The sequence below is a fragment of the Pedobacter heparinus genome (genome assembly GCF_032678725.1).
Lineage (GTDB): Bacteria > Bacteroidota > Bacteroidia > Sphingobacteriales > Sphingobacteriaceae > Pedobacter > Pedobacter heparinus_A.
On sequence record NZ_JAVTSC010000004.1, the window covers coordinates 419,917 to 441,406 of the forward strand.

The following is a 21,490-nucleotide window of genomic DNA, read 5'->3' on the forward strand; positions in this document are numbered from 1 at the left end:
TGGAGCCAGAAATGCAGGGCCTAAGAAATGAAAAAAGCCGCTTATCAGCGGCTTACAATTTTATTCGATAATAAGTATTACAGCAATATGCTGTGTTTATTTCTTCATGCGTTCAGCCTGGAGTGTAGGTAAATTTACAGAACCGCAGCTTTCCAGAATACGCGTATGTTCTTTGTATCTACTTTTTTTCTTGCCTGGAAAAGATCATAATTATCCTGTACCTGTAGCCAGAACTCAGCAGTAGTATTACTAAAACCTGTAGACAACTTTATAGCCATTTCTGGGGTCACAGACTGTTTACCATTTATTATTGCAGATAAAGTTTTCCGCGTAGTACCTAAACCGATAGCTACTTCCTCTACTGTCAGTTTCCTGCCTGTCGCTTCAATAATGCCATCAATCGTTTCTCTGATCAATTCGCCCGGATGTGCTGGATTAAACATTGACATAATTTTCTTATCCAACGCTTAATTTCAAATGTTTCCCCAATCCATCGTGAATAATTCTCATAAGAGTTGACAATCTTATATCACTTGCATCATTCTCAATCCGTGAAATATAAGTCTTTGTAGTCCCACATTTCTCTGCTAACTGTTGTTGAGTTAAGCCCTGTTCCTTGCGCAATTCTTGAATCATTACCCCCAATTTAAAGGTTTCAAATTCTGCTTCATAAGCATCTCTGGTAGATGTTCCATAGACCCCATACTGCTGATCCAAGTGTTCAGAAAATGAAGTTAAATCTTTATGTTTTTTCATCGAAATAATATGTTTTTAGCCTTTCTGCTAGCTTTAGTTCATTTTTGGGTGTAGTTTGCGATTTTTTTTGAAAACCATTAATTAAGATGATTAGTTTTCCCTTATCAAAAAAGCAAAAAACACGATATATATCCGAACCAACTTCAACCCTAACTTCATACAGCCCTGTCGATCCTGTTAAATGTTTAAAATACTTTTCTGGAATTCTATCTAAAGTTGATATTAACTGCAACGTCCAGTTAAATTTCTTCTGGACCTCCGGTTTTAATGTTTTAAAAAAGTTAAGGTAATAATCCTTGTAATAAAATATATTCCTGATATTTTTTTCATTCATAACAAAGTTAGCTAATTAGTGAACAAAAAGCAATTTAAATTTTCCAACTGGCATTTATTTCCGATGCATTAGCTTTCAACATTTTCGATGCATATTCCTCCGCTCTGGCGGTTGTATCTATCCGCCAGGGAAAAGCAAGCCTTTCGTATGATACACAAGAAATTTCGGAATATTTTATCTTCCATATCTAGTTTGAGATATCGCAAAATGCGATGCCGTTCCATATACAAATATAAACAATTACAGACACATTAATTAATAATTAATTAAATATCTTTATAATCACAAAATACTGGTGTTTCTTCCAAAATATTGAATAAGTTGGGCAGCGTTGCGAAGCTTCGCCCTTACAAAATTGCGCCACGTCATTGCGAGGCCCTCTTTGGGGCCAAAGCAACCCTACTTTACTACATTTGCTTATTTGGAGGGCAATTCTTTGCTTGTTTGCTGATTTGGTTTGGTGGTTGTACTTTGTTCAGTGCCATGGGTTGGAGTTTGCTTCGTCGCGAATGGCTCACTCGCAATGACGGAGTGGAGGCTATCACAAATTGTGATAACCTTAGCAATGACACCTGGGCGGAAATCCTGAGATGAACTCAGGATGACGGCGAGTGGGGCCAGGCCCCGTACTAAATCCATTAATTTCAAAGAACGTTTTTTACCTCCGATCATTCCGGAGGCCAGTTATCATTCCGGGGGCCGATTTGTCATCCCGAGCCCCGAGGGATCCTTCGCTTTCGCTCTGGATGACAAAGGGTTCGCTCTGGATGACAAAAGCTTTTATCCAATTGTTTTATGGATATATTGTCGATTATTTACAGCGATTATCAAGATTTTGATGGCCTAGGCGGTAAAAAAAGCAGATCAATCCGCTCTGTTTTTATCAGTTCCAGCAAATTCAGCAGTTCTTTCAAGCCAGCATCAATAATTTCAATCCGTTTGCGTTGCTTTTTATTGGCATCAGCCAACAATTCCAGCATCCGGCCCTGCAACAGCAGCAAAGACGTTTTGTTCTGGTAGTATTTGGCCGTTGCCAAATCCTTGTCTTCTTCCAGGCACAGCCTGTGCAGTTCAATGATCAGGGCCAGCAAAAACTCATCGATATGCTGGTGTACCGGAACCGGGAACAACTCTTCAAAGTGTACCACATCCCAAAGCTTTCGGTAAAGTAGTGTCATATCTTCCGGATTTTCCGCTTTCATTTATTCTTTGGGCTTCAATAGATTGAGTTTTTCTTCATCCAGCACCGGAATTAAATCGATGTATTCTTTTTCGAATAAGTTCCACAAGATGTCGTTGGCATCTTTTCTGGAAATGCCCAGCGCCGCCATGAGCGTATTGGTATCCAGTACCGGTCCCTCATCAAAGGGTATCATTTTAGTTTCCATAGATTTGATTTACAGTTTTTAAAATAAAAAATCACCTTTCCCGAAAAGGCATAGCGTCTCCGCCTTCTTCCAGGCGGTTATGCAGCCTTAGAGGGGAATGGTTATTTTTTCTCCTATCAGGCACAAAAACACCCGATAAAAGATCATTTCAATAAATTGTTGTTGAGTTTAAAAAAGCTTAGCTCTACTTAAGTTTCTTCTTATCCTTTAAATCCAGGTAATTCTCTTTGCTAACTATCTTTTTTCCAGATTTTTGCTCCAGTTCCTTCCTGGCGTTCCCTGCAATAGTACCACCCGCCTTAGCAGCTTTTTTATTTTCTTCAAATCCCTGCGCATCTTTACTTTTGGCAATCTCCGTAGTCGATGCCTCACCAAGCATGGTAAAAATCAATTCCAGATCGGTCATGTGGTCCCTTAAATTTTCAGCAGGTTTAGTCAAACCTTTTATCTGCTTATGATCTGAAGGGATAATCCCAAAAGTAGCCTTACTAATTTCTGCAGTTAATATACTGTATTCAATTCCTTCTTTCACCCCACGGGTTTTCCATTCTCCGGTCAGTTCGTCCCTCACCGCAATTCCCCTTACCCGTTTATCAATCCAGCCTTCGCTATATCCTTTAGCGCGGTAAATATCCCTCATCCTAGCCTGGGCCAGTTCGGGGTTTTCGATTTCCTGCATCCTTTCGTAACCAACCTTGGCCAGCCAAACTTTAAATGGTTCAGCTTTGGGTGATGGAACAGATTGGATAATACGTAACAAGCTTTCTGTATCGCTACAGTCGGTAGCATATTTTTTTCCATCAGACGACTCTAATTTCAGTTGTCGACAAAGTGTCGATAACTCAACTCCAGATAATTTCTCACGCTTTTTCATTCTGTACCAATAGTCTTTCGGATCGTTACTCTCCGTTAAAACGGCAATTACATCGATCACAGAAAAATACCACTTCTGGTCAGTATCGCTCCATTCTGAGCGGATTCGCTTGCTTTCAAACAGTTTGATATCCATATTTTAATCTTATAAGCTAAGTTAACCAACTTTTAACCCAGCAACCACAAATTATCCGGTTAATTTATTCCGGAAATCACTCAACAACGATTCAAAGTACATTTTTCCTTTCATCCGAAAGGCCTGATGCTGTCACAGCACCTTTACTCAAAAAAATACACCTTACGATACCGGTGCTTTTGGCAACAATAATTCCAGTTCATCAATGGTTTGTGCAGAAACAAATACCCCGCAGGCAGTATGGATCAGCGATCCGTTTTTTACAGCTTCTACCGAAATGATCTGGTTCAGGTCTATTTTAAAGACCCTGTCTCCGTCTTTTGCCAGGATAAATCTAAATTCCATGGATTGTATAAATGAGCTGTTTACGTAATTCAACGTTCCTTTTAAATCTTCCACACTGCAATCATCGGCTAAAAAATGAGGGAGGCCGTAACCGCAGCAGGCTACCGGTTCCTGCTTTGCATTGCCCAACAATACCAGTTCCGGCATCAGGCTCAGGCTCAATACGTCTTCAAACAGGCGGTGATCCCAGAGTTCCAGCCTTACAAAAACAGCTGTGATTCGCCCTGTAGATAGCCGCATCCTGATATCTTCTGGATCGTCTGTGCGGAATATAGAGTCCGCTAAATCAAATAAATCCAGGTGCAAGGTCTTGTTTGCACTTGGAGAGTGATCAATAATAAGATAGTTTTTCATTTTCAGTTTTTTCATGGTTTTTGTTAGTTATTGGTAAGCCCCAGCCGCCACACCACGCTCATTTAATGCAGCGAGCTGGAACTAAACCAATGTTTTTTTATGTGTTATTTGGGTTCCTTGCTTTTTCATATCAATTGGGCAGTTCTTTTTTGATAAAACACAGGGCACTTTTTTCCGGCAGCCATTTAATGTCGATCATATTGGTATCGCTCAGGTATTGGAGCATTTCCGTAGCTTCCTTTTCTGCGATTTTCCATTCCCTGGCAAAATTTGCGCTTATGGGCCTGCCATGTAAGCCTTTGGCGATAGCTTCCAGGTTGTCGGTAAAGCTTTTTGGGAGCTTGGGCATTTTTGGGTTTGTTTTTTTCTTCATAGTAGCTGTTAATTTGTTAGCGTTCATTTTTTAAGAGCCGGAAGAGTACACCTAGAAACTCCTCCGGACATCTTTCGTTTAACCAAACTTTGAGCATTTACAATGCAAAGCCATTTTTGATACTGGTAGGTTTAATTGCAGCAAGCTGGTTTTCAACTTTTCCTATTATATTCATCATTCTTTATACGGTAATCCATTCTGCGTTTAGTTTCAATCAATATTCCCCACAACGCCAGCAATGTCAATCCAACATTAAAATACAAGTGCTGATGCCAGTTCATGTATTTTGTAATTCCCCCACAATTGCATGGCAGCTGAGGAACGTAGGCAATCATGTACCCGATATAAAGTGTAAAGCAAAGCATCATCAAGAAAGACAGGCAAAACCCGACAAATCTAAATTTGGGAATAAATAACAAAATACAAATAACTAATTCTGAAACTGGAACAAGCCACATTATCAATTCAGAATAATGTCCAATTAAAGGAGATTTACTTACTATATTTCCAAAACTGTTCAAATGCCATAATTTATCAAGGCCACTATAAAAAAATACTAGTATAAGAATGCCTGAAAAAAGACCTGTTAGAAACTCTTTGGTTCTCATGTTGATTTTAAAGCTTTAAATGTAGGCATCTAAGTTATAGATGCCATGCGATTTATAAACCATTAGATGTCCAAGAGTCGATAATGAAATATCCTGAAGCCTCCACAACATGCCAACCATATATACCTCCGCCACCCCAAACTGAGTCTCCTACAGCAAGACCAACTTGTGTGCCGTCTAAGTATCGATATCCATAATAGCCCGTAACTAATTGCTCGGGAACTCGAATAGCACAAGTAGCTCCAGGTCCCCAACAACCTTCATATTCTGGATTACCAAAACTAGGCTCTTCGATCCAATAACTTCCATCTTCGACTTCTAATCTATTTGTGATATTGCCTCTAAAAGTCAATACCACATCAGAATTATTAATGTGCCTTTTTTTTGGACTAATAAATCCAAAACACACCACTGCGATGACTACCGCAATAATTCCTGAAATGTACTTTTTCATAATTTTATAAGTTTTAAGTTAGTGCCTACTCTGAACAGGTTTTCAGCGTCCCCTTTTTTGTTAGTTTGTTTTCATTTCACATCTTTAAAAACTAATACTTCAACCTGTCGTTTGTCCTTTGTAACCACAAAACCCATATCTTTCAGCATTTTCACTGCTTCGACATCCGAAAACGTATAATAATTTTCTGGTGGAAAGACTAATAAATCTGAATTTCTTGTCTCATCAACTAGGGGAATACTCAATCTTTTGTTAATTGACCTGATGAATGATTTTATGTTAACAGGATGTATTGTTGTGTTAATTTTATTTTTAGAGTCAGCACCTTTCAGATTGTTTTTGGATTCAAGGATATAAACGTCGTGTAATCTTTTTTCTTTAATGATGTCCACCTTGAAAAACCTTATTAAATCCTGCTGCATCATTGTTCTAAATTCTGCTTCGGAATCAGCATAAGTCATCAATTCATAACAATACATATTATTAAATACTCCTGGTTTACTTGCTAAATCAAATCTATTTTTGGGAGTTTCAAATACCCATTGATTTTGTGGGATGCTATATACATTAAAAGCATCATGGAATATATCAATTAATCGTTGATTGATACTGACATACCGGGATACCTCTCCGTTTTTAAAACCTATTCTGCCACTAAAAAAACCTAGACCTTCGTTGTATTTGGTAATGGTAGATCTGGTTACTATCGAAGAATTTGCGCTACCGTTATTATCTATAAATAACGGCTTGTTTTCGTCAAAGTTTATATCATCTTTTTTATAACGTAAATGGGTACTACCTTGTAAAAGCATCGTTCTAACATTATCCTCGGTGACCTCATCTCCTGAAGTTATGGCTACAATTTTCCTATTCCCATCAATCCACACATGGTGTGGCATATACTTATAAGAGATATATTTTTCAAGGACTGTATCTCCATACATATAAGGTAATTTCACTTCATAACCAGTCACTTTTAGCTTTGCAAACCTCTTCTCAACCATTTCTCTTGTATCCTTGGTTTGTTGAGTATTGACAAGAATTATTTCGATTTGATTTCCGAACTTAGCTTTGAGCTTATCCATTTTAGGGAATCCCTCTATGCAAGCACCACATTTTGTAAACCAGAAATCTAAAATTGTAAGTTTCCCTTTAAAATCAGACAGCTTTGCTTCAGTAGTCTTATAATTGATTAGATTTCTGAAGGGAATATCCGGCATGGTATCACCGACCTTTAAATCCAGAGTTTTTTGATTCTGCGAATTTGCAGTGTTTATCACCATAGCCAATAATGCTGCCGTGATAAAGCTTTTTACTTTCATCTTCATATAGATTTAACGTGGATTTTGAGGCATTCCCGTCAATTGGATAATGTCATTGGGAAGAGGTATCGCATACCGATTGTCATTGGGTGGCAACGTGTAAGTTTTACCTTTTAACACACGTTTTAAAGTTATATTGGCTCCTTCCTTGTTCAACCTTTTTAAATCCATCCATCTCAATCCTCGCATTAACAATTCCTTCCTCCTTTCCGTTAAAATGAAAGCCAATGCCTGCTCTTTCGTTGTGGCTGATAATGGATTAAGCTGGCCTGTTAAATAACGATTTTGGAGCAATAAATTTAGATCAGCCATCGCTTCAGTTACTCTACCTGAACGGGCATGCGCTTCGGCCCTTATTAAATATAATTCATCTGTCGCAATTCCAGAAAAAAGCAATAGGTTACTGCTTGCATATGTTCCCTTGAATCTTTGGTATTTCCCATTTGCCCTAAAGAATACCGTTTTTCTTTTATCGTTAGTTGCATAACTCGAATACAATACGGTATCAATTAATCCATTTGAAGGCGCCTTAAATGTAGTGGAATTAGACATTTCAGAATAAAAAACGACTTCTTTATTGTAAGGATATGGTTTAAATGGGTTATTCCCAGTCCCAACATCACTACTATTATTGAAATTCACCAGATCATTTTTTAATTCAAGTGCTAAATTTGCATATTTATAAGCAAGCTCATAATTTCTCATAGATAAATAGGTTCTAGCAAACAATCCGTATACAGCTGCTTTCGATGGTCTATATGGATTTATCGGATTGTTAGCCAAATACTGACTTGCAGCGTCAAGATCACTAATTATATGTTGATAAGACTCTTTGACGCTTGCTCGTACTGATGGAACGTTAAAGTCGGAGCCTAATCTTATTACTATTCCAAGATCCTGTTGAGCAGTCCCTTCATCATATGCTTTTGAAAAACTCCAGCACAGATTTAAATTGCGAAAAGCACGATAAAACAATGCACTCCCCTTAATATTGTTCCACATTACTTCGTTATTGCTATTTCTGTCAATATTCTCAATAAGTTCAAGAACCAAATTTGAATTATAAATACTTAGATAAGACATTGACCAATCAATCGCGCCAGCATGGTTATATATAAAGGGTTCCCAGACATGAAGTGGTTGTGAATAAGGATCTGAATCAAAAGTAGCATCTGTTACAAAAAAATCATCAGCAGTTTCCTCCATGAAAGCAGGGGTATTGGTATTCATAATCGTAACATCATTAAGAATAGCTTGTAGATCTTCGAGTGTTTTTGGCACCACAAGTCTATCATCATTCTTTTTATCTAAAAACTTTTCACAAGATTGAAAAATTAACAAATAACATATCAATATGCTATACAATTTATATCGTTTCATTTTCGTAATTTTAAAGATTAACACGTAAACCAAAAGCAATTGTTTTAGATGGCCTTATTGTATCATAATAATCAGGATCTAATTCTTCGTTATTAGCACGCCAAAGGATGCCTAAATTGGATGCATTCATATAAAATTGCAATTCGTCAAAAGGCAGCTTACTGAACGTTTTTTTATTTAGGGTATAAGATAAGTTCACAAATTGTAGCCTAATATGATCTGCTTTCAAAACACTTACTATTGAATTACTTAAAAAAGCGTCCCTATTTGGTACATTGTTAGGATATGTAAAAGATGGAACATTAGTGATTAGTTCATCGCCTGCTTTCTGCCACCTTTTTGCATAATCAGGATGTCCCACGCCGTTTTGAATAAGCCTTGAATAGTCGATTGTTGATTTTCTGAAATAATAATTCAATTTATATGCTATATTGGCTGAAAGGCTGAAATTCTTATAAGAAAAAGAATTGAAAACATTCCCAAATGTAGTAGGTAATGCTGCTCCTACATAAGTCATATTCCCATCTATTCCTTTTTTAACTCCTTCTTGAAGAATAGCTGTATAATTTATGCTCTTTGCCCCCTCCAGAAAGCCTTGTGGATTTCCATTGTTATCTAAGCCGGCCCAGTTATATCCAGAAATAAAATGAAGTGGTTTTCCAACTATCGGAGAAATTCCCGCACCAAAGCCCACTGAATTAGGACTTGTCGAATTATATTTTGTTGTTTTATCCTTGTTGTAAGTTAAAAGAAACGTGGTGGCCCATTTAATCTGACGGTCTAAATTTTTGCTATTTAATGTCAAATCTATCCCCCTACTTTCCATATTAGCAAAATTTCTAATAAGAGTTGCCGAAGAGCCCCAGGCGGTGTAATCATAAGGACTAGGAGCGTACAAATCGGTTGCTACTTTATGATAATATTCTACTGAGCCCGTTATAATCTTTTTTTCAGTTCCAAAGTGTAATCCAATATTCCATTGCCCTACTTGTTCCCATCGTAGTTCAGGATTGTTCAATGTTTGAATACGTGCGAATGACAATCCAGTAGTAGAATTTGGGTCGTACTGTGCAACAGGAACGGCCGATTTGCTAAGATCAACATTACCACTATAACCGTATGTTGATTTTAAGGTAAGGTCAGGGATTAAATCAAATCTATAAAAATTTTCTTTTGAAATGTTCCAACCTAAGCCTGCAGACCATAGAGGTTTCCACCTATCATTAGTATTGGCTCCAAAAATATTAGACCCGTCCACTCTTGCGCTTCCAGAAGCTATATATTTACCTTTGAAAATATATGATGCATTGGCGTATGAAGAAATAAACCGATTATTGGTTGCGGTAAAGAAAGTTTTCTCAGCTAAGGTTTCGGTTCCGCCTGTTACAAAATTTTTATAAAGGGTTCCATAATTAACACGTCCTATTGAAAGGGGATCCTTTTTGTAACCGTACACCGTAAAACCATTTCCAGTTCCAGCAACTTCACGAGCCTCCCATCCCACGATGGCTGATATCGCATGATCGTTAATTATTTTATTAAAATTAAGTTGTCCTCTGAAGTTATGTGATTTAAGTGTTGAGTTACTTGTTGACAATATACCTCCTAGTGGCACAGCATAATTTATTACACCTGTTGTCCGATTTAATTGGCTATATGTATTTATAAGATGTCTTGCTGCAAAACTTTCCAAGCTTTGATTGATCTCATTTAAAGTATTTTCCCGCTGAAATTGGTATAAAAGATCCAAGCTAACAGCCTTAAATATTTCGTAATTAACCCCAAAATTGGCAATAATAGCTTCGCTTTTCACAGATGTAACATCAAATCTATAATCCTCTAGAGGGTAATATTTCCAATTTAGAAATTTGCCAGCTCCTGCTGTATCAGTATAACCCTCTCTTAAATTTGTGGCTATCGGCAAAGGGTTCCCATCGTCGTCAGCAAACTTTAAATACGGTGTAAGCCTTCTTCCGCTTCGTATTGAATTATATCCTGGCTTACCATTTTTTGAATTACTATTGGTATAATAGGCGCCTAGGCTTAAAGTAAGATTTTTTATCGGCTTATAAGTATTATAAAAATTGAAGTTAAGCTTATTATATTTCGCATCTAATTCACTTGTGTTTTTATCATAATTCCCAGAAATCTTCCAGCTCATATTGTTGCTTCCACCACGTATATTCATTGAATATTGCTGAATTACAGTATGTTGGTAGAAATACTTACTGTATTGGTCTCTTGGATCAACCGCTTTAAAGGCATCCATTTTAGAGGCAGAATCGGTTTTGGAAATCAGTCCTTTTTTTCTTTTCAAAAGCAATTCATATACAGGTGATAAAGCAGGTCTACTTACATTTGAAGTGTCTGATAAATTATATCCATTTTTGAACAGCATCTCTTCAAAATCTACATAATCACTGGTAGACATAGTTTGTAATGAATAAAGATCAGGCTTCTCACGAATAATTACATTTGTATTGAATTCTATGCTAGGTTTTTGGTTAAAGCGTCCCTTTTTTGTTGTTAAAACGATTACCCCATTACCTCCACGTGCGCCATAGATTGAAGTTGCAGCAGCATCTTTAAGAATTGTTACATTTTCAATATCATTCGGATTGATATTTTCAATAGCCCCCTCATAAACAAAATTATCGAGTACAATCAATGGATCAAGACGACCATTAATAGTACTTAAACCTCTTATGGAGATATTAGTTTTATCGCCAGTGTTTCTCGCTTTACCAACATTAAACGAAACTCCACTTGCTACACCTTCAATTCTTTGGAGAATGTTGGTACCTACCTGTTGATTCAATGTCTTATTATCAATCACAAGGTATGAGCCAGTAACCCTTTCCTTAGACAATTGCTGATAGCCAGTAGAAATATTGATTTCCTCCAATTCTCCAGTCGCCACATTTAATTTAATTTCTAATGGCATCACGGTTCCTTTTACCGGAACTTCCAACGTCTTAAACCCCACATAACTCACCAACAACACCGCATCCTCATCTACACCCTTAAGCTCAAAATCCCCATTCTGGTTAGTATTCGTAACAGCACTTTTCCCTTTTACCCGGATACTGGCGTTTGGGAGCGGCTTCCCATCCTGATCTACAACTTTTCCTTTCACCGTTAGATCCTTCGCTATGCTCCGGATGACAGAAATGGCGCGGTCGATCAGGGAAGGCCCTTTCTCTTTAATCACTACTGACCTGTCTTTAATCGTATAAGTCAGGTCCTGGCCTTGAAATATTTTGTCCAAAGCCTCATCCAGCAATACATTCTGGAAATTTACATGCACTGTTTTTGCCTTTTCTATCAGCTGATAATCAAATAGAAAATCGTATCCGGTTTGGGTGCGTATTTTTTGGATAACGCTTTGCAGCGAAGTTCCGCTTTCTTTCAGGGTTACGCGCTGGGCAATACTCGCAGCGCTTACCTGCATTAAAGTAGCTATCAGTATAACGGTGGTTAATCGCATAACAAGCCCTATTTTATGGATATACCCAATAGGTATACCCGTTATTTTGGTATAATTTCTGTACATTAGTGTTCAGTTTGGTTTGCAGTATGCCATTAGTTTTCGAAGGCTGCGGCAGCTGCATTTAGTTGATAATTTTATTATGAATAAAAGCCAAACATAAGCCAGGTTCCGGTTACCGGAATTTGGCTTTGTGGTGTTATGCCTTGGTTAAGGATAGTTTTTACAAAATCTCATCATTTTGGTTTAGGTTTAATGGGTTAGCTGATCTGTTAATTGAGCTGTTTTTTATAGTGGGATGTTATTTTGTTACGGTTACTGTTGTTCCTGATACTTTAAATTTCACTTTTCCCGTTCGCTCCATCAATTCCAGCACTGCCGAAATATTTCTTGACCTGGAAACATAGCCGCCAAGTGTAATGGTTTTTGGGGCATTAGGGGCATATTCTACTTGTACGTTATACCATCTGGCTACTTTACGCATGATGTTTTCCAGTGTTTCTCCTTTAAATACGAAGTCGCCGTTTTTCCAGTCGATGATGTCGTTTACATTTACGGTAACTATACGCAATCCATCCGAACCGCTATACGCCTGGCTGCCTGGTGTTAGTACTTTGCTTACTCCCGAATCCTCTACTTCTACACGTCCCTCCAGCAGCGTCGTCTTCATCGCTTGTTCTTCCCGGTAGGCATTTACATTAAAATGTGTACCCAGTACAGCTATCTTTTGTCTGCCTGCATCTACGATGAATGGCTTTTGTTTATTTTTTGCCACTTCAAAATAGGCCTCTCCGTATAGTAACAAAATTTTGCGTTCCTTACCAATAAATTGTGAAGGGAAACTTATTTTTGAATCTGCGTTTAGCCAGACATGGGTTCCGTCGGGGAGGATTACCTGGTACATCCCGCCGCGGGGGGTGGTTACACTTGTCATCCCTACACCTTTTGTCATCCCGAGCCCCGAGGGATCCTTCGCATTCGCTCTGGATGACAAACCATTCGCTCTGGATGACAAAATACTAGTTCCATCATTGTAGCTTAGTTTGGTAGCATCTATAATTACGCCTGTTTTGGCGTCAGAAAGGTTTATGGTTTTTCCGTTAGCAAGGGTAAGCGTTGCAGTGTTCTTGCCAGGTGCTACATCGTTTAGATCCTTCGCTGTCGCTCTGGATGACAATGAAGGTTCGAGATGACGACCGTTCAGGTTTGATGTATAATATAGCCATACGCCTAAAGTAATTGCGGCTACCGCAGCGGCAGCTACCGCTACACGCGGCCAGAGTTTTACCTTTATTACAGGCTGCTCATTTAGCCTGGCCCAGATACGATCTACAGACTCACCAATAAACTCATCGTTAATTTCAGAACGATTGGTCGTTTTATGGTTTACATACCAGGTTTCAAGTAAAGCGACTTCTTCGGCAGTCGCCTTTCCATCCAGGTATTTATCTAATAGTATTTTAACCTCTTCGTTATCCATAACTAAACGGCATTTTAACCTTAATTAAATACAAGACCCTTGAGTTAGGGTTAGGGCCTAAATAAAAATGAAAAAAGTTTTAATGTTATGTGAATTACATCTTAATAGTTTATTAACAACCAGATAAAAGTAAAGAGTCCGAGTTTCACTCTCAAAATCTTCAAAGCATGGTTAATATGATTTTTAACTGTCTTTTCTGTTAAGTCTAATTGCCTGGCAATTTCCTTATTGGACAGTTGCGAATTTCTGCTCAATTCAAAAACCTCACGCATTTTTGATGGTAATAAGGCCACTTCTTTCTCAATAATCGCTTTTAATTGATTTTCTCTTACCCGGTAGTCTGTTATGGCCTGCCCGGCATTAACTGAATCACGGATTGAACTAAGGTATTCATCAGCATGACTCCTTTTGGCAATGCATTTAAATACCCGGTTTCTCACGGCACGGTAAAGGTATCCGGCCAGGTTATCCGTATCGAGGTTTAAATTTTCTCTTCCACTCCATACCGCGGCAAACAAATCATGAACAGCATCTTCAGCTTCATCCCGATTAGCTAACCTTTTATAAGCATGTACAAAAAGAATAGCTTTATATCGCTCATATATTTCAGTAAACGCATTTCTATCCCCGCCTTTTAACAAAGCCGTCAGTTCCTGGTCGGTATATGAAGTATAAGCAGTCATGGTATCGGTTTAACCCTATACTGTAAATTTACCCATAATTAAAATAATAAACCACAAATTATCGGTTAATTATTTTGTTAGTGTTAAGCTAACACTCAGGTGTTTACCTACAAAAACAGGCTTTGGGCTGCGCCCAAAGCCTGTTTTGTTTAAAGAATATTTTATGGTAGGGTTTGTTATAGTGCTTCTATTTCTGCTATGGGAAGTTTGGTAGTTTTAGCAATGAATTCTATTGCTAATCCTTCTTTTTTTAGTTCACGGGCAATTTCTAAGGCTTCTTCATGACGGCCAATCTCAATACCTTCTAACTTGCCTTCTAATTTACCATCCCGCCTTTCCTGCATTTTTAATGTCTCTATAATTCCCATACTGATTTTACCTCCGGTTAGTGTTTCTATTTGTTGATCAAATTTACTATTAATATACTTATTATCAATGAATACAAAATTTTTAAGAAAACCCATGAAGCTGATAATTCTGTCATGGCTGTAATCCTGGCTTAATAATGCTTTGGCAATGCTCAGCCTTTTGTTGCCCAGTTCCTTGTCGGATATATGCCCCTCCAGCAATGCCGTTTGACAGGATAATACAATGAGTGCAAATGGATTTTTCATTGCCACCAGTGCATCCGCACTATGGTCGAAAATGTGGTAAGTCAGATATTTAAAGGAAAGCGTTGTTCCTAATAACTGGTTCCTATATTCTGAAGGCCGGCTCTGTTTTTCATCTCCTGTAAATACAACTATAGCAGCAACTATTTTCTTATAGCGGTCCCTGATTCGGTAGTTATATTCATAAAGACGAAGTGGAAAATCAGGGTCATCACCAGCTTCTATCTCTACATTGAGTAGTATCAGCCTTTCTGTACCATCCTTTAAATGAACTTTGGCTAATAGATCGGCCACGCGTTTGTCGTTTTTACGCTCCCTGTCTGAAATAATAGCGAACAGTTCCTTGTCCATAAATTCAAAGCCTTTTTCGAAATCGATGAGGTCATCGGCATCTGGATAAATAAACCGAAGGAAATCTGCAAAGTTTTCTTCAAAAGCTCCCTTTAGCAATTCATCGGTCTTTTTCCTGGGCTTTTCAACTGACTTATGTCTACGCCGTCGTTTTGGTCGCCTTGCTATTTTTGTTTCCTTTTCCATTTTTATTGATTAATTCCAGAAAGCTAATTTGAACAAGAGCGGTGGTAAATGATTGAAAATACTCAACTCATTTTACTGAATTCTTGGAGTTTTGCCATATAAAATTTGGCGGCACATTTCGAAAAGCATGAAGATTTCTCAGGACATATTGGCTAATGCTGACGCCCTCAAAGTGCAAAGTTTTCACATACTAAAATATCGAACATTATGAAGCCTCCGGTTTTAGGCTTCTGTTCCGGTTCCCGAGCTTAAGGCCAAGGTAACGTCCTGATGCGATTCACAAAAGCATGTCTGAAAGAAAATCCTTCTTTTTTAAGTTCACGGGCAATTTCTAAGGCTTCTTTATGGAAGAACACAACATCAGGTAAAATTTTATGCCGAGCAGTTGTTAAGTTGCCAAATGGGATAATGCGTAAGGATGCGGTGTCAGTTTAACATGGCCAGGAAACCATATAAAAATATTGTAAGGATACTTCAAGGTTTTCGACAAAATATAGACATCAGTTGAAGTAAGAACAATTAATTAACTTTATTACATGCAAACAGACCCAAATGAAGCCATTATTTCTGAAAGCCATACGCTCCATCCACAATCTTGGGTTACCAGGTATGCAGATTATCTATACGCTTATGCAGTGGTCAGGATAAATGACCAAGACCAGGCAAGAGATATTGTACAGGACGTTTTTCTTGCCGCATTAGAAAGTGCAGATAAATTTGAAGGGCGAAGTACCGAACGAACCTGGTTAATGGCCATTCTGAAATTCAAGGTGATTGATTTCTACAGGAAAAGCTCAAAAAAATATAAACCTGCAGATATAAAATATCTGGATGAAGAACATGAGGATTTTTTCGGCACTCAGGATGGTCACTGGAATGACCATCATAGACCCCGGGAACTTGGCATTGAGCAACCGGATGCACTAGAAAATAAGGAATTCCAGAAAATACTACAACAGTGTATGAAAAAGCTTCCCGGATTATGGCTTGCAGTGTTTACCATGAAGCATATGGATGATGAAGCAACCGATACCATATGTAGAGAATTAAAAGTGACCGCATCAAATTTCTGGGTGATCATACACCGCACTAAAGTAAACTTAAGGTCTTGTCTGCAAAAAAACTGGATTTAATCTTTTAGCCATGAACGAACTACAAAAAATACAGTACAACTGCCGAAAAGCAACCTACCTGATCGAAAAACAAGAAATAGGTCATATTACTGTCCGGGAAAAACTGGAATTGAAGATACACCTGATGACCTGCTCAATCTGTAAAACCTTTCAGCAGCAAAGTGTCGCGATCAATAACATGGTCCGAAATTTGTTTTTTTTAGACGGAAAAACCAACATGAAACTAGATGATAATTTTAAGAAGGAACTGCAGGAGCGCATTAACGAAAAATTGGATAAAAATTAACAGTAGCCCCTGCAGTTCCAGAAAACCCAGATTATCTGTTGAGCCCTTGCCGCCCAAATTCGAGTAATTCTTTTGGCCTTAAAAAACCGACACTACGAAACACCACTTTGCCGGTGGAATCCAGGATCAGCAAAGTGGGATATGCCTGAATATCCCACTCTTCAGCCAGAGCAATGCCCCCACCTTTTTCCATATCTATAGCAACATTTACGAAATGTGAATTAAAGAATGTTGACACCTGATGGTCAGCAAATGTGGATGATTTCAATAACTTGCAAGGGCCGCACCAATCTGTATATGCATCTACAAAAATGTACTTCTTTGATGCTTTGGCCTCCTTAATTGCAACTGGCAGCATGTTTGCAATAAACCTGATGCCGCTTGCTTTCGCTTGTATTTTCTCAGCATTTTTACTTTTTCCGGATTGTCCGATTGAATACAAATCCGGCCCTGTGAATCCAAGACATAAACATATTGTAAGGACCAAAAAAAATCTATATCTCATCTCTCAGTGCGCTGGCGGCGGCTTTCAATAATGATGCACTTAGTCTTTGTGTAATATTTGGATTTATATATTCAAACACGATATTTCCTTTTTTCCCGAGGATAAATACCGAGGGCACGGGCAACAGTTTATCCACATTTTTACCGCCTGATGTTCCAGTTAAAAAAGAATCGTAACTTTTAGGCCCTTTAAAAGCAATACCAAATTTTTTGGCAGCCGTAAGGTCTCCATCTGACAATAATGTATAGGATAATTTTTGTTTGTCCATGGTCTTACTTAAATTTTCCGGGCTGTCGGTGCTTACTGCGATTACCTGATATCCCAGTTTTACCAGGTCCAGTTCGATTTCTTGCATTCCCGACAACTGTTTAGTGCAGTACGGACACCAACCTCCACGATAAAAGACAAGTATAGTGGGTTTTTCAGCAACAGCTTTGTTCAGGTCAAAACTTTCTCCTGATGATTTTAATAAATTGATTACCGGTATGTTTTCACCGATCAGTAGTGGACTAATGTCTTGTGGTTTCAAGGGCACTCCTGCTACTGTTTTCAGGGTATCATTTTCAGTATACGAGCTTGCCTTGGCATAGATTGGATGTACTTCGGCACCTTCAGAGCTGAACTTGAAAGACTATACAGTACTGCACAAAACAGCAAACCAAAGCCCAATAGACTTCTTGTTAAATGTGTGTTTTTGTTAGGATTCGTTTTCATGTAATTTAAGCTTTCTTTAATAGTCGCACCAATGGCCAATACCTTACAAGGTTTAGAAAATTAACCGGACAACATATAATTTACGTTCTTCCGCTTAAAAAAATAAAAACTTTCCATCGCCAGTTGCCCATAAGCTGTGTTACCTTACAAATTCCTATCTTGCAACATGAACGAGATTTATCTGGCGATCAGGCGCTTTTTACACTACCGTTTCAGCCTCCATGAAGACAATGCTGAAGAAACTGATACAATAGAATCCATCAGAAAGAATGTGGAGTTTAAGGGGGCAAATCTCTGGACACTGATTTTCGCGATCTTCATCGCATCTATCGGACTCAATGTAAATTCTACCGCTGTCATTATCGGCGCCATGCTCATCTCTCCCCTGATGGGCCCGATCATGGGCGTTGGTCTGGGTATAGGCATCAATGATATTGAACTGGTCAAAAAGGCCGGCAGAAACCTTGCCATCGCAACCTTCATCAGTATCATCACCTCCACCTTATACTTCTGGATCACGCCCCTGCACGATGCCTCTTCTGAACTCCTTGCACGAACCTCTCCTTCCATCTGGGATGTATTCATCGCCGGCTTTGGCGGCCTGGCCGGAATTATCGCCGCTACCCGAAAAGAAAAGAGCAATGCCATTCCAGGTGTAGCTATCGCTACGGCCTTAATGCCTCCTTTGTGTACCGCAGGCTACGGCCTGGCCTCGGGAAACATTTACTTTTTCATTGGCGCGATGTACCTTTATTTTATCAACAGCATATTTATATGTGTCGCCACTTACCTGATCGTACGTTACCTGAATTTCCATAAAAAGGAGTTCGAAGATAAAGCCTATGAAAAACGGGTACGGCGCTACATCTTGATCATTGTGCTGATCACTGCTGCACCGAGCGTTTACCTCGCCTACAGAATCGTTGACCGCAGTATCTTTGAAAACAACGCCAGGGCATTCATCGAAAAGGAACTGAGCTATACCAACACTCAGGTTATAACCAAGAATTACAAATACAGCAGAAAGGGCAATGAAATCGATCTGCTGCTTTTGGGCAAAGAACTCACTGCACTGCAAATCGACAGCCTGAAAAAGAAGCTCCCAGCCTACAGACTTGACAAAACTCAGCTTAAAATCCGGCAGGGACTAAATGCAAAAAACGAACTGGATTTTTCCCAGATCAAGGCTAGCATACTGGAAGCAGTATATAAAAAAGATTCGACAGGTAAGGATGATGCATATCAGCGCATCAATATGCCAATCCCTGAGCTGAGTAAGGAACTAAAATCCCTGTATCCCGATCTTGTAAATTACAGCATCAATAACATTGAAATAAAGCACCTGGACACCAACAGGCTTGATACGGTTACACTTGCATTTTTAAGTTTCAACAAACAAGTCTCCAGCACAGAAAAAACAAGATTACAGCGCTGGCTAAAAAGCCGTTTGCAAGCGGATTCCTTAAAAGTAATATTTGAAAATTAACAGCGCCAGAATGCTGAAGTTAAAATAATCTTAATTTAAGGCGCTTGGCCAACAGACAGTCCGTATCTATAAGCTATACAGTTAACACACCAAGTAATAAAAAAGATCCCGCCTTAAAGTATTTTTAAAGCGGGATCCGGATAAATTAATTTTTAAGGCTTTTCCTCTGCTAGCGCTGCAGCAGGCATCACTTCGCGGCGGCCGGCAGGATCCATCAGTTCCATTAACTTAATTCCCAACAGGCCGTCCATAGCCGACGCACCGTTAGGCCCACTGCTTCCGATCAGCACATCAGGGATGAGTTTGACTTTCCCTTTCGACAACTCTTCGGTAATCTTATAACGGGTAAAGTTTTCGCCTCCGAGCGCTTTAACAGCCAGTTCGTATGCCGCTGCGGTTGATTTACCCACAGCCAAAATCTTACCCGCTTCCGCACTGCCTGTTAGTGAAATCATTTCTGCCTCGGCAGAAGCCTTTAATTTAATAGCTTCCGAATCGGCATGTGCCCTCGCTTTGGTAGCTTCCGCCTCAGCGTGAGCCCTCATTTTAGTGGCCTCAGCTTCCGCTCCCACCGCAAGTTTCACACCAGCAGCATCGCCCTCAGATTTTTTAACCGTGGCACTTGCAGTTCGTTCGGCGATCTCTACGCTTTGCTGGGCTTTGACCATGTCCTTTTGCATATCGGCAATGGCGGTTTCTTTCTCCATTCCCTGACGGGTTTCCTGAGCTTGCTTCTGCGTATTGTACGTTACTTTCTGCTCTTCAGCGATCTTGCGGTCAGTTAAAGTTTTCATCAGCGATTCAGGCGGAACAATATCGCCAATCAGGGTATCTACTGCATTTACATTGTACTCATCAAGCACCTTTCGGATGTGTTCCTTTGCAGATTCCTGGCGCTCCTTGCGGGTACTCAGAAAAGCAATGACATCACTATCCTGCGCCGAGTTGCGAAAATAATTGCCTATAGTAGGCTCCAGTACCTGGGAAACCAGGTTTACCATGTTACCAAAACGGGCAATCACCTTTGGTGCTTCAGTAGTAGGAACGTGAATGATCTGTGAGACATCCAGGTTGAACGGAAAGCCGTCTTTAGACCTTACGGTAATGGTACATAAATTCTTATCCAGATTATGTGCCTCACTCCGGGCAGATGCCCAGTTCAAAACCAGGTTAGTAGTGGGCACCGGCTCCACTTTCATCACGTACTTATTGATCGGATACTTTCCAGGACCCAGCGGCTCCAACCACACGCCTTTGGAACCCTTTGCCACGATGTTACCGTGTTTAAAATCTGCTCCGGTTAGGTCATTGCCGTCATTTCCAATATAAGAAATCACAACACCTACATATCCAATGGCAATTTCGGTCATGGGAATCTGCTCCAGCTGGATTGCCCATGGATTAAGATTGTAAGAACCAGCTAATACCACCTGGGGCTGCAAGCCACGGTTGCCACCCTTGTTAATAAACTCATCAAAATCCTGAAAGTTATTATGGCCTTCGATAAGTTTACCCGCTATCTGGTCCCGTTCAATCGGCAAGCCATCTAAAGTGGTTACAATGCCGACCATACTTTCCTGGATCCTGATCATATCGGTTACCGAAACCTGGAACAACAACGTATTGATCCGGTACGAACCGGACGTGATGTAGCAGGTTTGTCTGCCCCGTTGACCGCCACTTTCCAGAAATTTCACCGCATCCTGAAAGTTATCACATTCCACTTTATGCCCCAGAATATTTCCTGTTGGAATCTCCGCACCATCTTTTGCCATGATCAAGCCAATCTGGCCTTCAGGAATTACTGTAAATTCCTCCATGGTCACGGTATACTGCCAAAACCACATCCCAAAATACAGCCCCGGCGCAAGTGTCTTTCCCTGAAAGCCTGCTTCACCTTTGATGGCTATAATCCTACCGTCGGGCAACTCCTTACCAGGCCCATACAAAACAAATTTTTTGGTAACCAGTCCGATTCTATCTTCCGGAACGACAATCATTCCAAAGAAAATGCGTAAAATATACCTGTTTAGAACTGCACACATCAGTGCCACCACCACCCACCAGTAATTTAAAATGAGCGCTTCCATAGTCATATATTTCTATCTTTTATCGCCTGAAAAACCATTCGTCAGGCGCGATATCGAGGTCAAATTAAACGCTTAGTTTGATCATTTTATAGCAATTTTAAATATATATTTTTATCGTTTTTAAGGCCTCAAAGACGATTCAGGGGCGATTTTTA

At 39.4% G+C, this 21,490-nt stretch carries 22 protein-coding genes; 3 read left to right on the forward strand and 19 right to left on the reverse strand.

Annotated elements, in window-relative coordinates; all coding sequences use genetic code 11:
• Positions 1-134: 134 nt before the first annotated feature.
• The 16 genes from R2Q85_RS09065 to R2Q85_RS09140 form a co-directional block, all read right to left on the reverse strand.
• Complete coding sequence (locus R2Q85_RS09065) at positions 135-443, reverse strand: HigA family addiction module antitoxin (RefSeq protein ID WP_316811445.1); 309 nt, start codon at positions 441-443, stop codon at positions 135-137.
• 13 nt (positions 444-456) lie between these two features.
• Complete coding sequence (locus R2Q85_RS09070; RefSeq protein ID WP_316811446.1) at positions 457-756, reverse strand: helix-turn-helix transcriptional regulator; 300 nt, start codon at positions 754-756, stop codon at positions 457-459.
• Positions 743-1,090: a type II toxin-antitoxin system RelE/ParE family toxin gene (locus tag R2Q85_RS09075; protein ID WP_316811447.1), complete on the reverse strand. Its 348-nt coding sequence runs from the start codon at positions 1,088-1,090 to the stop codon at positions 743-745. The genes R2Q85_RS09070 and R2Q85_RS09075 overlap by 14 nt, the downstream gene beginning before the upstream one ends.
• 827 nt (positions 1,091-1,917) lie before the next feature.
• Entirely contained in the window at positions 1,918-2,292 is a 375-nt protein-coding gene (locus tag R2Q85_RS09080) for a hypothetical protein (RefSeq protein WP_316811448.1), read from the reverse strand.
• Positions 2,293-2,478 (reverse strand): hypothetical protein, encoded by a 186-nt coding sequence (locus R2Q85_RS09085; protein ID WP_316811449.1) that lies wholly within the window; start codon positions 2,476-2,478, stop codon positions 2,293-2,295.
• A 184-nt stretch (positions 2,479-2,662) separates the two neighbouring features.
• Positions 2,663-3,487 carry a Bro-N domain-containing protein gene (locus R2Q85_RS09090; protein ID WP_316811450.1) on the reverse strand — a complete coding sequence of 275 codons (825 nt, stop codon included), beginning with the start codon at positions 3,485-3,487 and terminating at the stop codon, positions 2,663-2,665.
• Between the two features lie 162 nt (positions 3,488-3,649).
• Positions 3,650-4,201: a hypothetical protein gene (locus R2Q85_RS09095; protein ID WP_316811451.1), complete on the reverse strand. Its 552-nt coding sequence runs from the start codon at positions 4,199-4,201 to the stop codon at positions 3,650-3,652.
• 115 nt (positions 4,202-4,316) lie between these two features.
• On the reverse strand, positions 4,317-4,559 hold the full coding sequence (locus R2Q85_RS09100) for a hypothetical protein (RefSeq protein ID WP_316811452.1): 243 nt from the start codon (positions 4,557-4,559) through the stop codon (positions 4,317-4,319).
• A 152-nt stretch (positions 4,560-4,711) separates the two neighbouring features.
• Positions 4,712-5,167 (reverse strand): MauE/DoxX family redox-associated membrane protein, encoded by a 456-nt coding sequence (locus R2Q85_RS09105; protein ID WP_316811453.1) that lies wholly within the window; start codon positions 5,165-5,167, stop codon positions 4,712-4,714.
• 52 nt (positions 5,168-5,219) lie between these two features.
• The gene (locus R2Q85_RS09110) at positions 5,220-5,621 is read right to left on the reverse strand and encodes a hypothetical protein (RefSeq protein WP_316811454.1); all 402 of its coding nucleotides are present in this window, start codon (positions 5,619-5,621) and stop codon (positions 5,220-5,222) included.
• A 71-nt stretch (positions 5,622-5,692) separates the two neighbouring features.
• The gene (locus tag R2Q85_RS09115; protein ID WP_316811455.1) at positions 5,693-6,949 is read right to left on the reverse strand and encodes a TlpA disulfide reductase family protein; all 1,257 of its coding nucleotides are present in this window, start codon (positions 6,947-6,949) and stop codon (positions 5,693-5,695) included.
• Positions 6,950-6,955: 6 nt separating this feature from the next.
• Positions 6,956-8,323, reverse strand: a complete 1,368-nt coding sequence (locus tag R2Q85_RS09120) for a RagB/SusD family nutrient uptake outer membrane protein (RefSeq protein ID WP_316811456.1) — start codon at positions 8,321-8,323, stop codon at positions 6,956-6,958.
• A 10-nt stretch (positions 8,324-8,333) separates the two neighbouring features.
• A complete protein-coding gene (locus R2Q85_RS09125; RefSeq protein WP_316811457.1) occupies positions 8,334-11,810 on the reverse strand; it encodes a SusC/RagA family TonB-linked outer membrane protein in 3,477 nt (1,158 codons plus the stop codon).
• 301 nt (positions 11,811-12,111) lie between these two features.
• On the reverse strand, positions 12,112-13,290 hold the full coding sequence (locus tag R2Q85_RS09130) for a FecR family protein (RefSeq protein ID WP_316811458.1): 1,179 nt from the start codon (positions 13,288-13,290) through the stop codon (positions 12,112-12,114).
• 101 nt (positions 13,291-13,391) lie between these two features.
• Positions 13,392-13,973, reverse strand: a complete 582-nt coding sequence (locus R2Q85_RS09135) for an RNA polymerase sigma-70 factor (protein WP_316811459.1) — start codon at positions 13,971-13,973, stop codon at positions 13,392-13,394.
• 176 nt (positions 13,974-14,149) lie between these two features.
• A complete protein-coding gene (locus R2Q85_RS09140; RefSeq protein ID WP_316811460.1) occupies positions 14,150-15,121 on the reverse strand; it encodes a hypothetical protein in 972 nt (323 codons plus the stop codon).
• A gap of 536 nt (positions 15,122-15,657) precedes the next feature.
• Here R2Q85_RS09140 and R2Q85_RS09145 point away from each other — a divergent pair.
• Positions 15,658-16,254 (forward strand): sigma-70 family RNA polymerase sigma factor, encoded by a 597-nt coding sequence (locus R2Q85_RS09145; RefSeq protein WP_316811461.1) that lies wholly within the window; start codon positions 15,658-15,660, stop codon positions 16,252-16,254.
• A 10-nt stretch (positions 16,255-16,264) separates the two neighbouring features.
• On the forward strand, positions 16,265-16,540 hold the full coding sequence (locus tag R2Q85_RS09150; RefSeq protein WP_316811462.1) for a hypothetical protein: 276 nt from the start codon (positions 16,265-16,267) through the stop codon (positions 16,538-16,540).
• A 31-nt stretch (positions 16,541-16,571) separates the two neighbouring features.
• Here R2Q85_RS09150 and R2Q85_RS09155 read toward each other — a convergent pair whose 3' ends face one another.
• Together R2Q85_RS09155 and R2Q85_RS09160 are read right to left on the reverse strand one after the other, a co-directional pair.
• Entirely contained in the window at positions 16,572-16,982 is a 411-nt protein-coding gene (locus R2Q85_RS09155; RefSeq protein WP_316811463.1) for a thioredoxin family protein, read from the reverse strand.
• A 52-nt stretch (positions 16,983-17,034) separates the two neighbouring features.
• Positions 17,035-17,574, reverse strand: a complete 540-nt coding sequence (locus R2Q85_RS09160; RefSeq protein ID WP_316811464.1) for a peroxiredoxin family protein — start codon at positions 17,572-17,574, stop codon at positions 17,035-17,037.
• Positions 17,575-17,925: 351 nt separating this feature from the next.
• Between R2Q85_RS09160 and R2Q85_RS09165 the strand changes: the two genes are divergently transcribed.
• On the forward strand, positions 17,926-19,245 hold the full coding sequence (locus R2Q85_RS09165; protein ID WP_316811465.1) for a TIGR00341 family protein: 1,320 nt from the start codon (positions 17,926-17,928) through the stop codon (positions 19,243-19,245).
• A 152-nt stretch (positions 19,246-19,397) separates the two neighbouring features.
• Here the strand turns inward: R2Q85_RS09165 and R2Q85_RS09170 are convergent, their stop codons facing one another.
• Positions 19,398-21,341: an SPFH domain-containing protein gene (locus R2Q85_RS09170; RefSeq protein ID WP_316811466.1), complete on the reverse strand. Its 1,944-nt coding sequence runs from the start codon at positions 21,339-21,341 to the stop codon at positions 19,398-19,400.
• Between the last annotated feature and the right edge of the window lie 149 nt (positions 21,342-21,490).

Excerpts from the sequence above, each read along its gene's own strand:
- R2Q85_RS09065 (WP_316811445.1), bottom strand. The coding sequence starts at position 443 with ATGTTTAATCCAGCACATCCGGGCGAATTGATCAGAGAAACGATTGAT.
- R2Q85_RS09070 (WP_316811446.1), bottom strand. The coding sequence starts at position 756 with ATGAAAAAACATAAAGATTTAACTTCATTTTCTGAACACTTGGATCAG.
- R2Q85_RS09075 (WP_316811447.1), bottom strand. The coding sequence starts at position 1,090 with ATGAATGAAAAAAATATCAGGAATATATTTTATTACAAGGATTATTAC.
- R2Q85_RS09080 (WP_316811448.1), bottom strand. The coding sequence starts at position 2,292 with ATGAAAGCGGAAAATCCGGAAGATATGACACTACTTTACCGAAAGCTT.
- R2Q85_RS09085 (WP_316811449.1), bottom strand. The coding sequence starts at position 2,478 with ATGGAAACTAAAATGATACCCTTTGATGAGGGACCGGTACTGGATACC.
- R2Q85_RS09090 (WP_316811450.1), bottom strand. The coding sequence starts at position 3,487 with ATGGATATCAAACTGTTTGAAAGCAAGCGAATCCGCTCAGAATGGAGC.
- R2Q85_RS09095 (WP_316811451.1), bottom strand. The coding sequence starts at position 4,201 with ATGAAAAAACTGAAAATGAAAAACTATCTTATTATTGATCACTCTCCA.
- R2Q85_RS09100 (WP_316811452.1), bottom strand. The coding sequence starts at position 4,559 with ATGAAGAAAAAAACAAACCCAAAAATGCCCAAGCTCCCAAAAAGCTTT.
- R2Q85_RS09105 (WP_316811453.1), bottom strand. The coding sequence starts at position 5,167 with ATGAGAACCAAAGAGTTTCTAACAGGTCTTTTTTCAGGCATTCTTATA.
- R2Q85_RS09110 (WP_316811454.1), bottom strand. The coding sequence starts at position 5,621 with ATGAAAAAGTACATTTCAGGAATTATTGCGGTAGTCATCGCAGTGGTG.
- R2Q85_RS09115 (WP_316811455.1), bottom strand. The coding sequence starts at position 6,949 with ATGAAGATGAAAGTAAAAAGCTTTATCACGGCAGCATTATTGGCTATG.
- R2Q85_RS09120 (WP_316811456.1), bottom strand. The coding sequence starts at position 8,323 with ATGAAACGATATAAATTGTATAGCATATTGATATGTTATTTGTTAATT.
- R2Q85_RS09125 (WP_316811457.1), bottom strand. The coding sequence starts at position 11,810 with ATGCGATTAACCACCGTTATACTGATAGCTACTTTAATGCAGGTAAGC.
- R2Q85_RS09130 (WP_316811458.1), bottom strand. The coding sequence starts at position 13,290 with ATGGATAACGAAGAGGTTAAAATACTATTAGATAAATACCTGGATGGA.
- R2Q85_RS09135 (WP_316811459.1), bottom strand. The coding sequence starts at position 13,973 with ATGACTGCTTATACTTCATATACCGACCAGGAACTGACGGCTTTGTTA.
- R2Q85_RS09140 (WP_316811460.1), bottom strand. The coding sequence starts at position 15,121 with ATGGAAAAGGAAACAAAAATAGCAAGGCGACCAAAACGACGGCGTAGA.
- R2Q85_RS09145 (WP_316811461.1), top strand. The coding sequence starts at position 15,658 with ATGCAAACAGACCCAAATGAAGCCATTATTTCTGAAAGCCATACGCTC.
- R2Q85_RS09150 (WP_316811462.1), top strand. The coding sequence starts at position 16,265 with ATGAACGAACTACAAAAAATACAGTACAACTGCCGAAAAGCAACCTAC.
- R2Q85_RS09165 (WP_316811465.1), top strand. The coding sequence starts at position 17,926 with ATGAACGAGATTTATCTGGCGATCAGGCGCTTTTTACACTACCGTTTC.
- R2Q85_RS09170 (WP_316811466.1), bottom strand. The coding sequence starts at position 21,341 with ATGACTATGGAAGCGCTCATTTTAAATTACTGGTGGGTGGTGGTGGCA.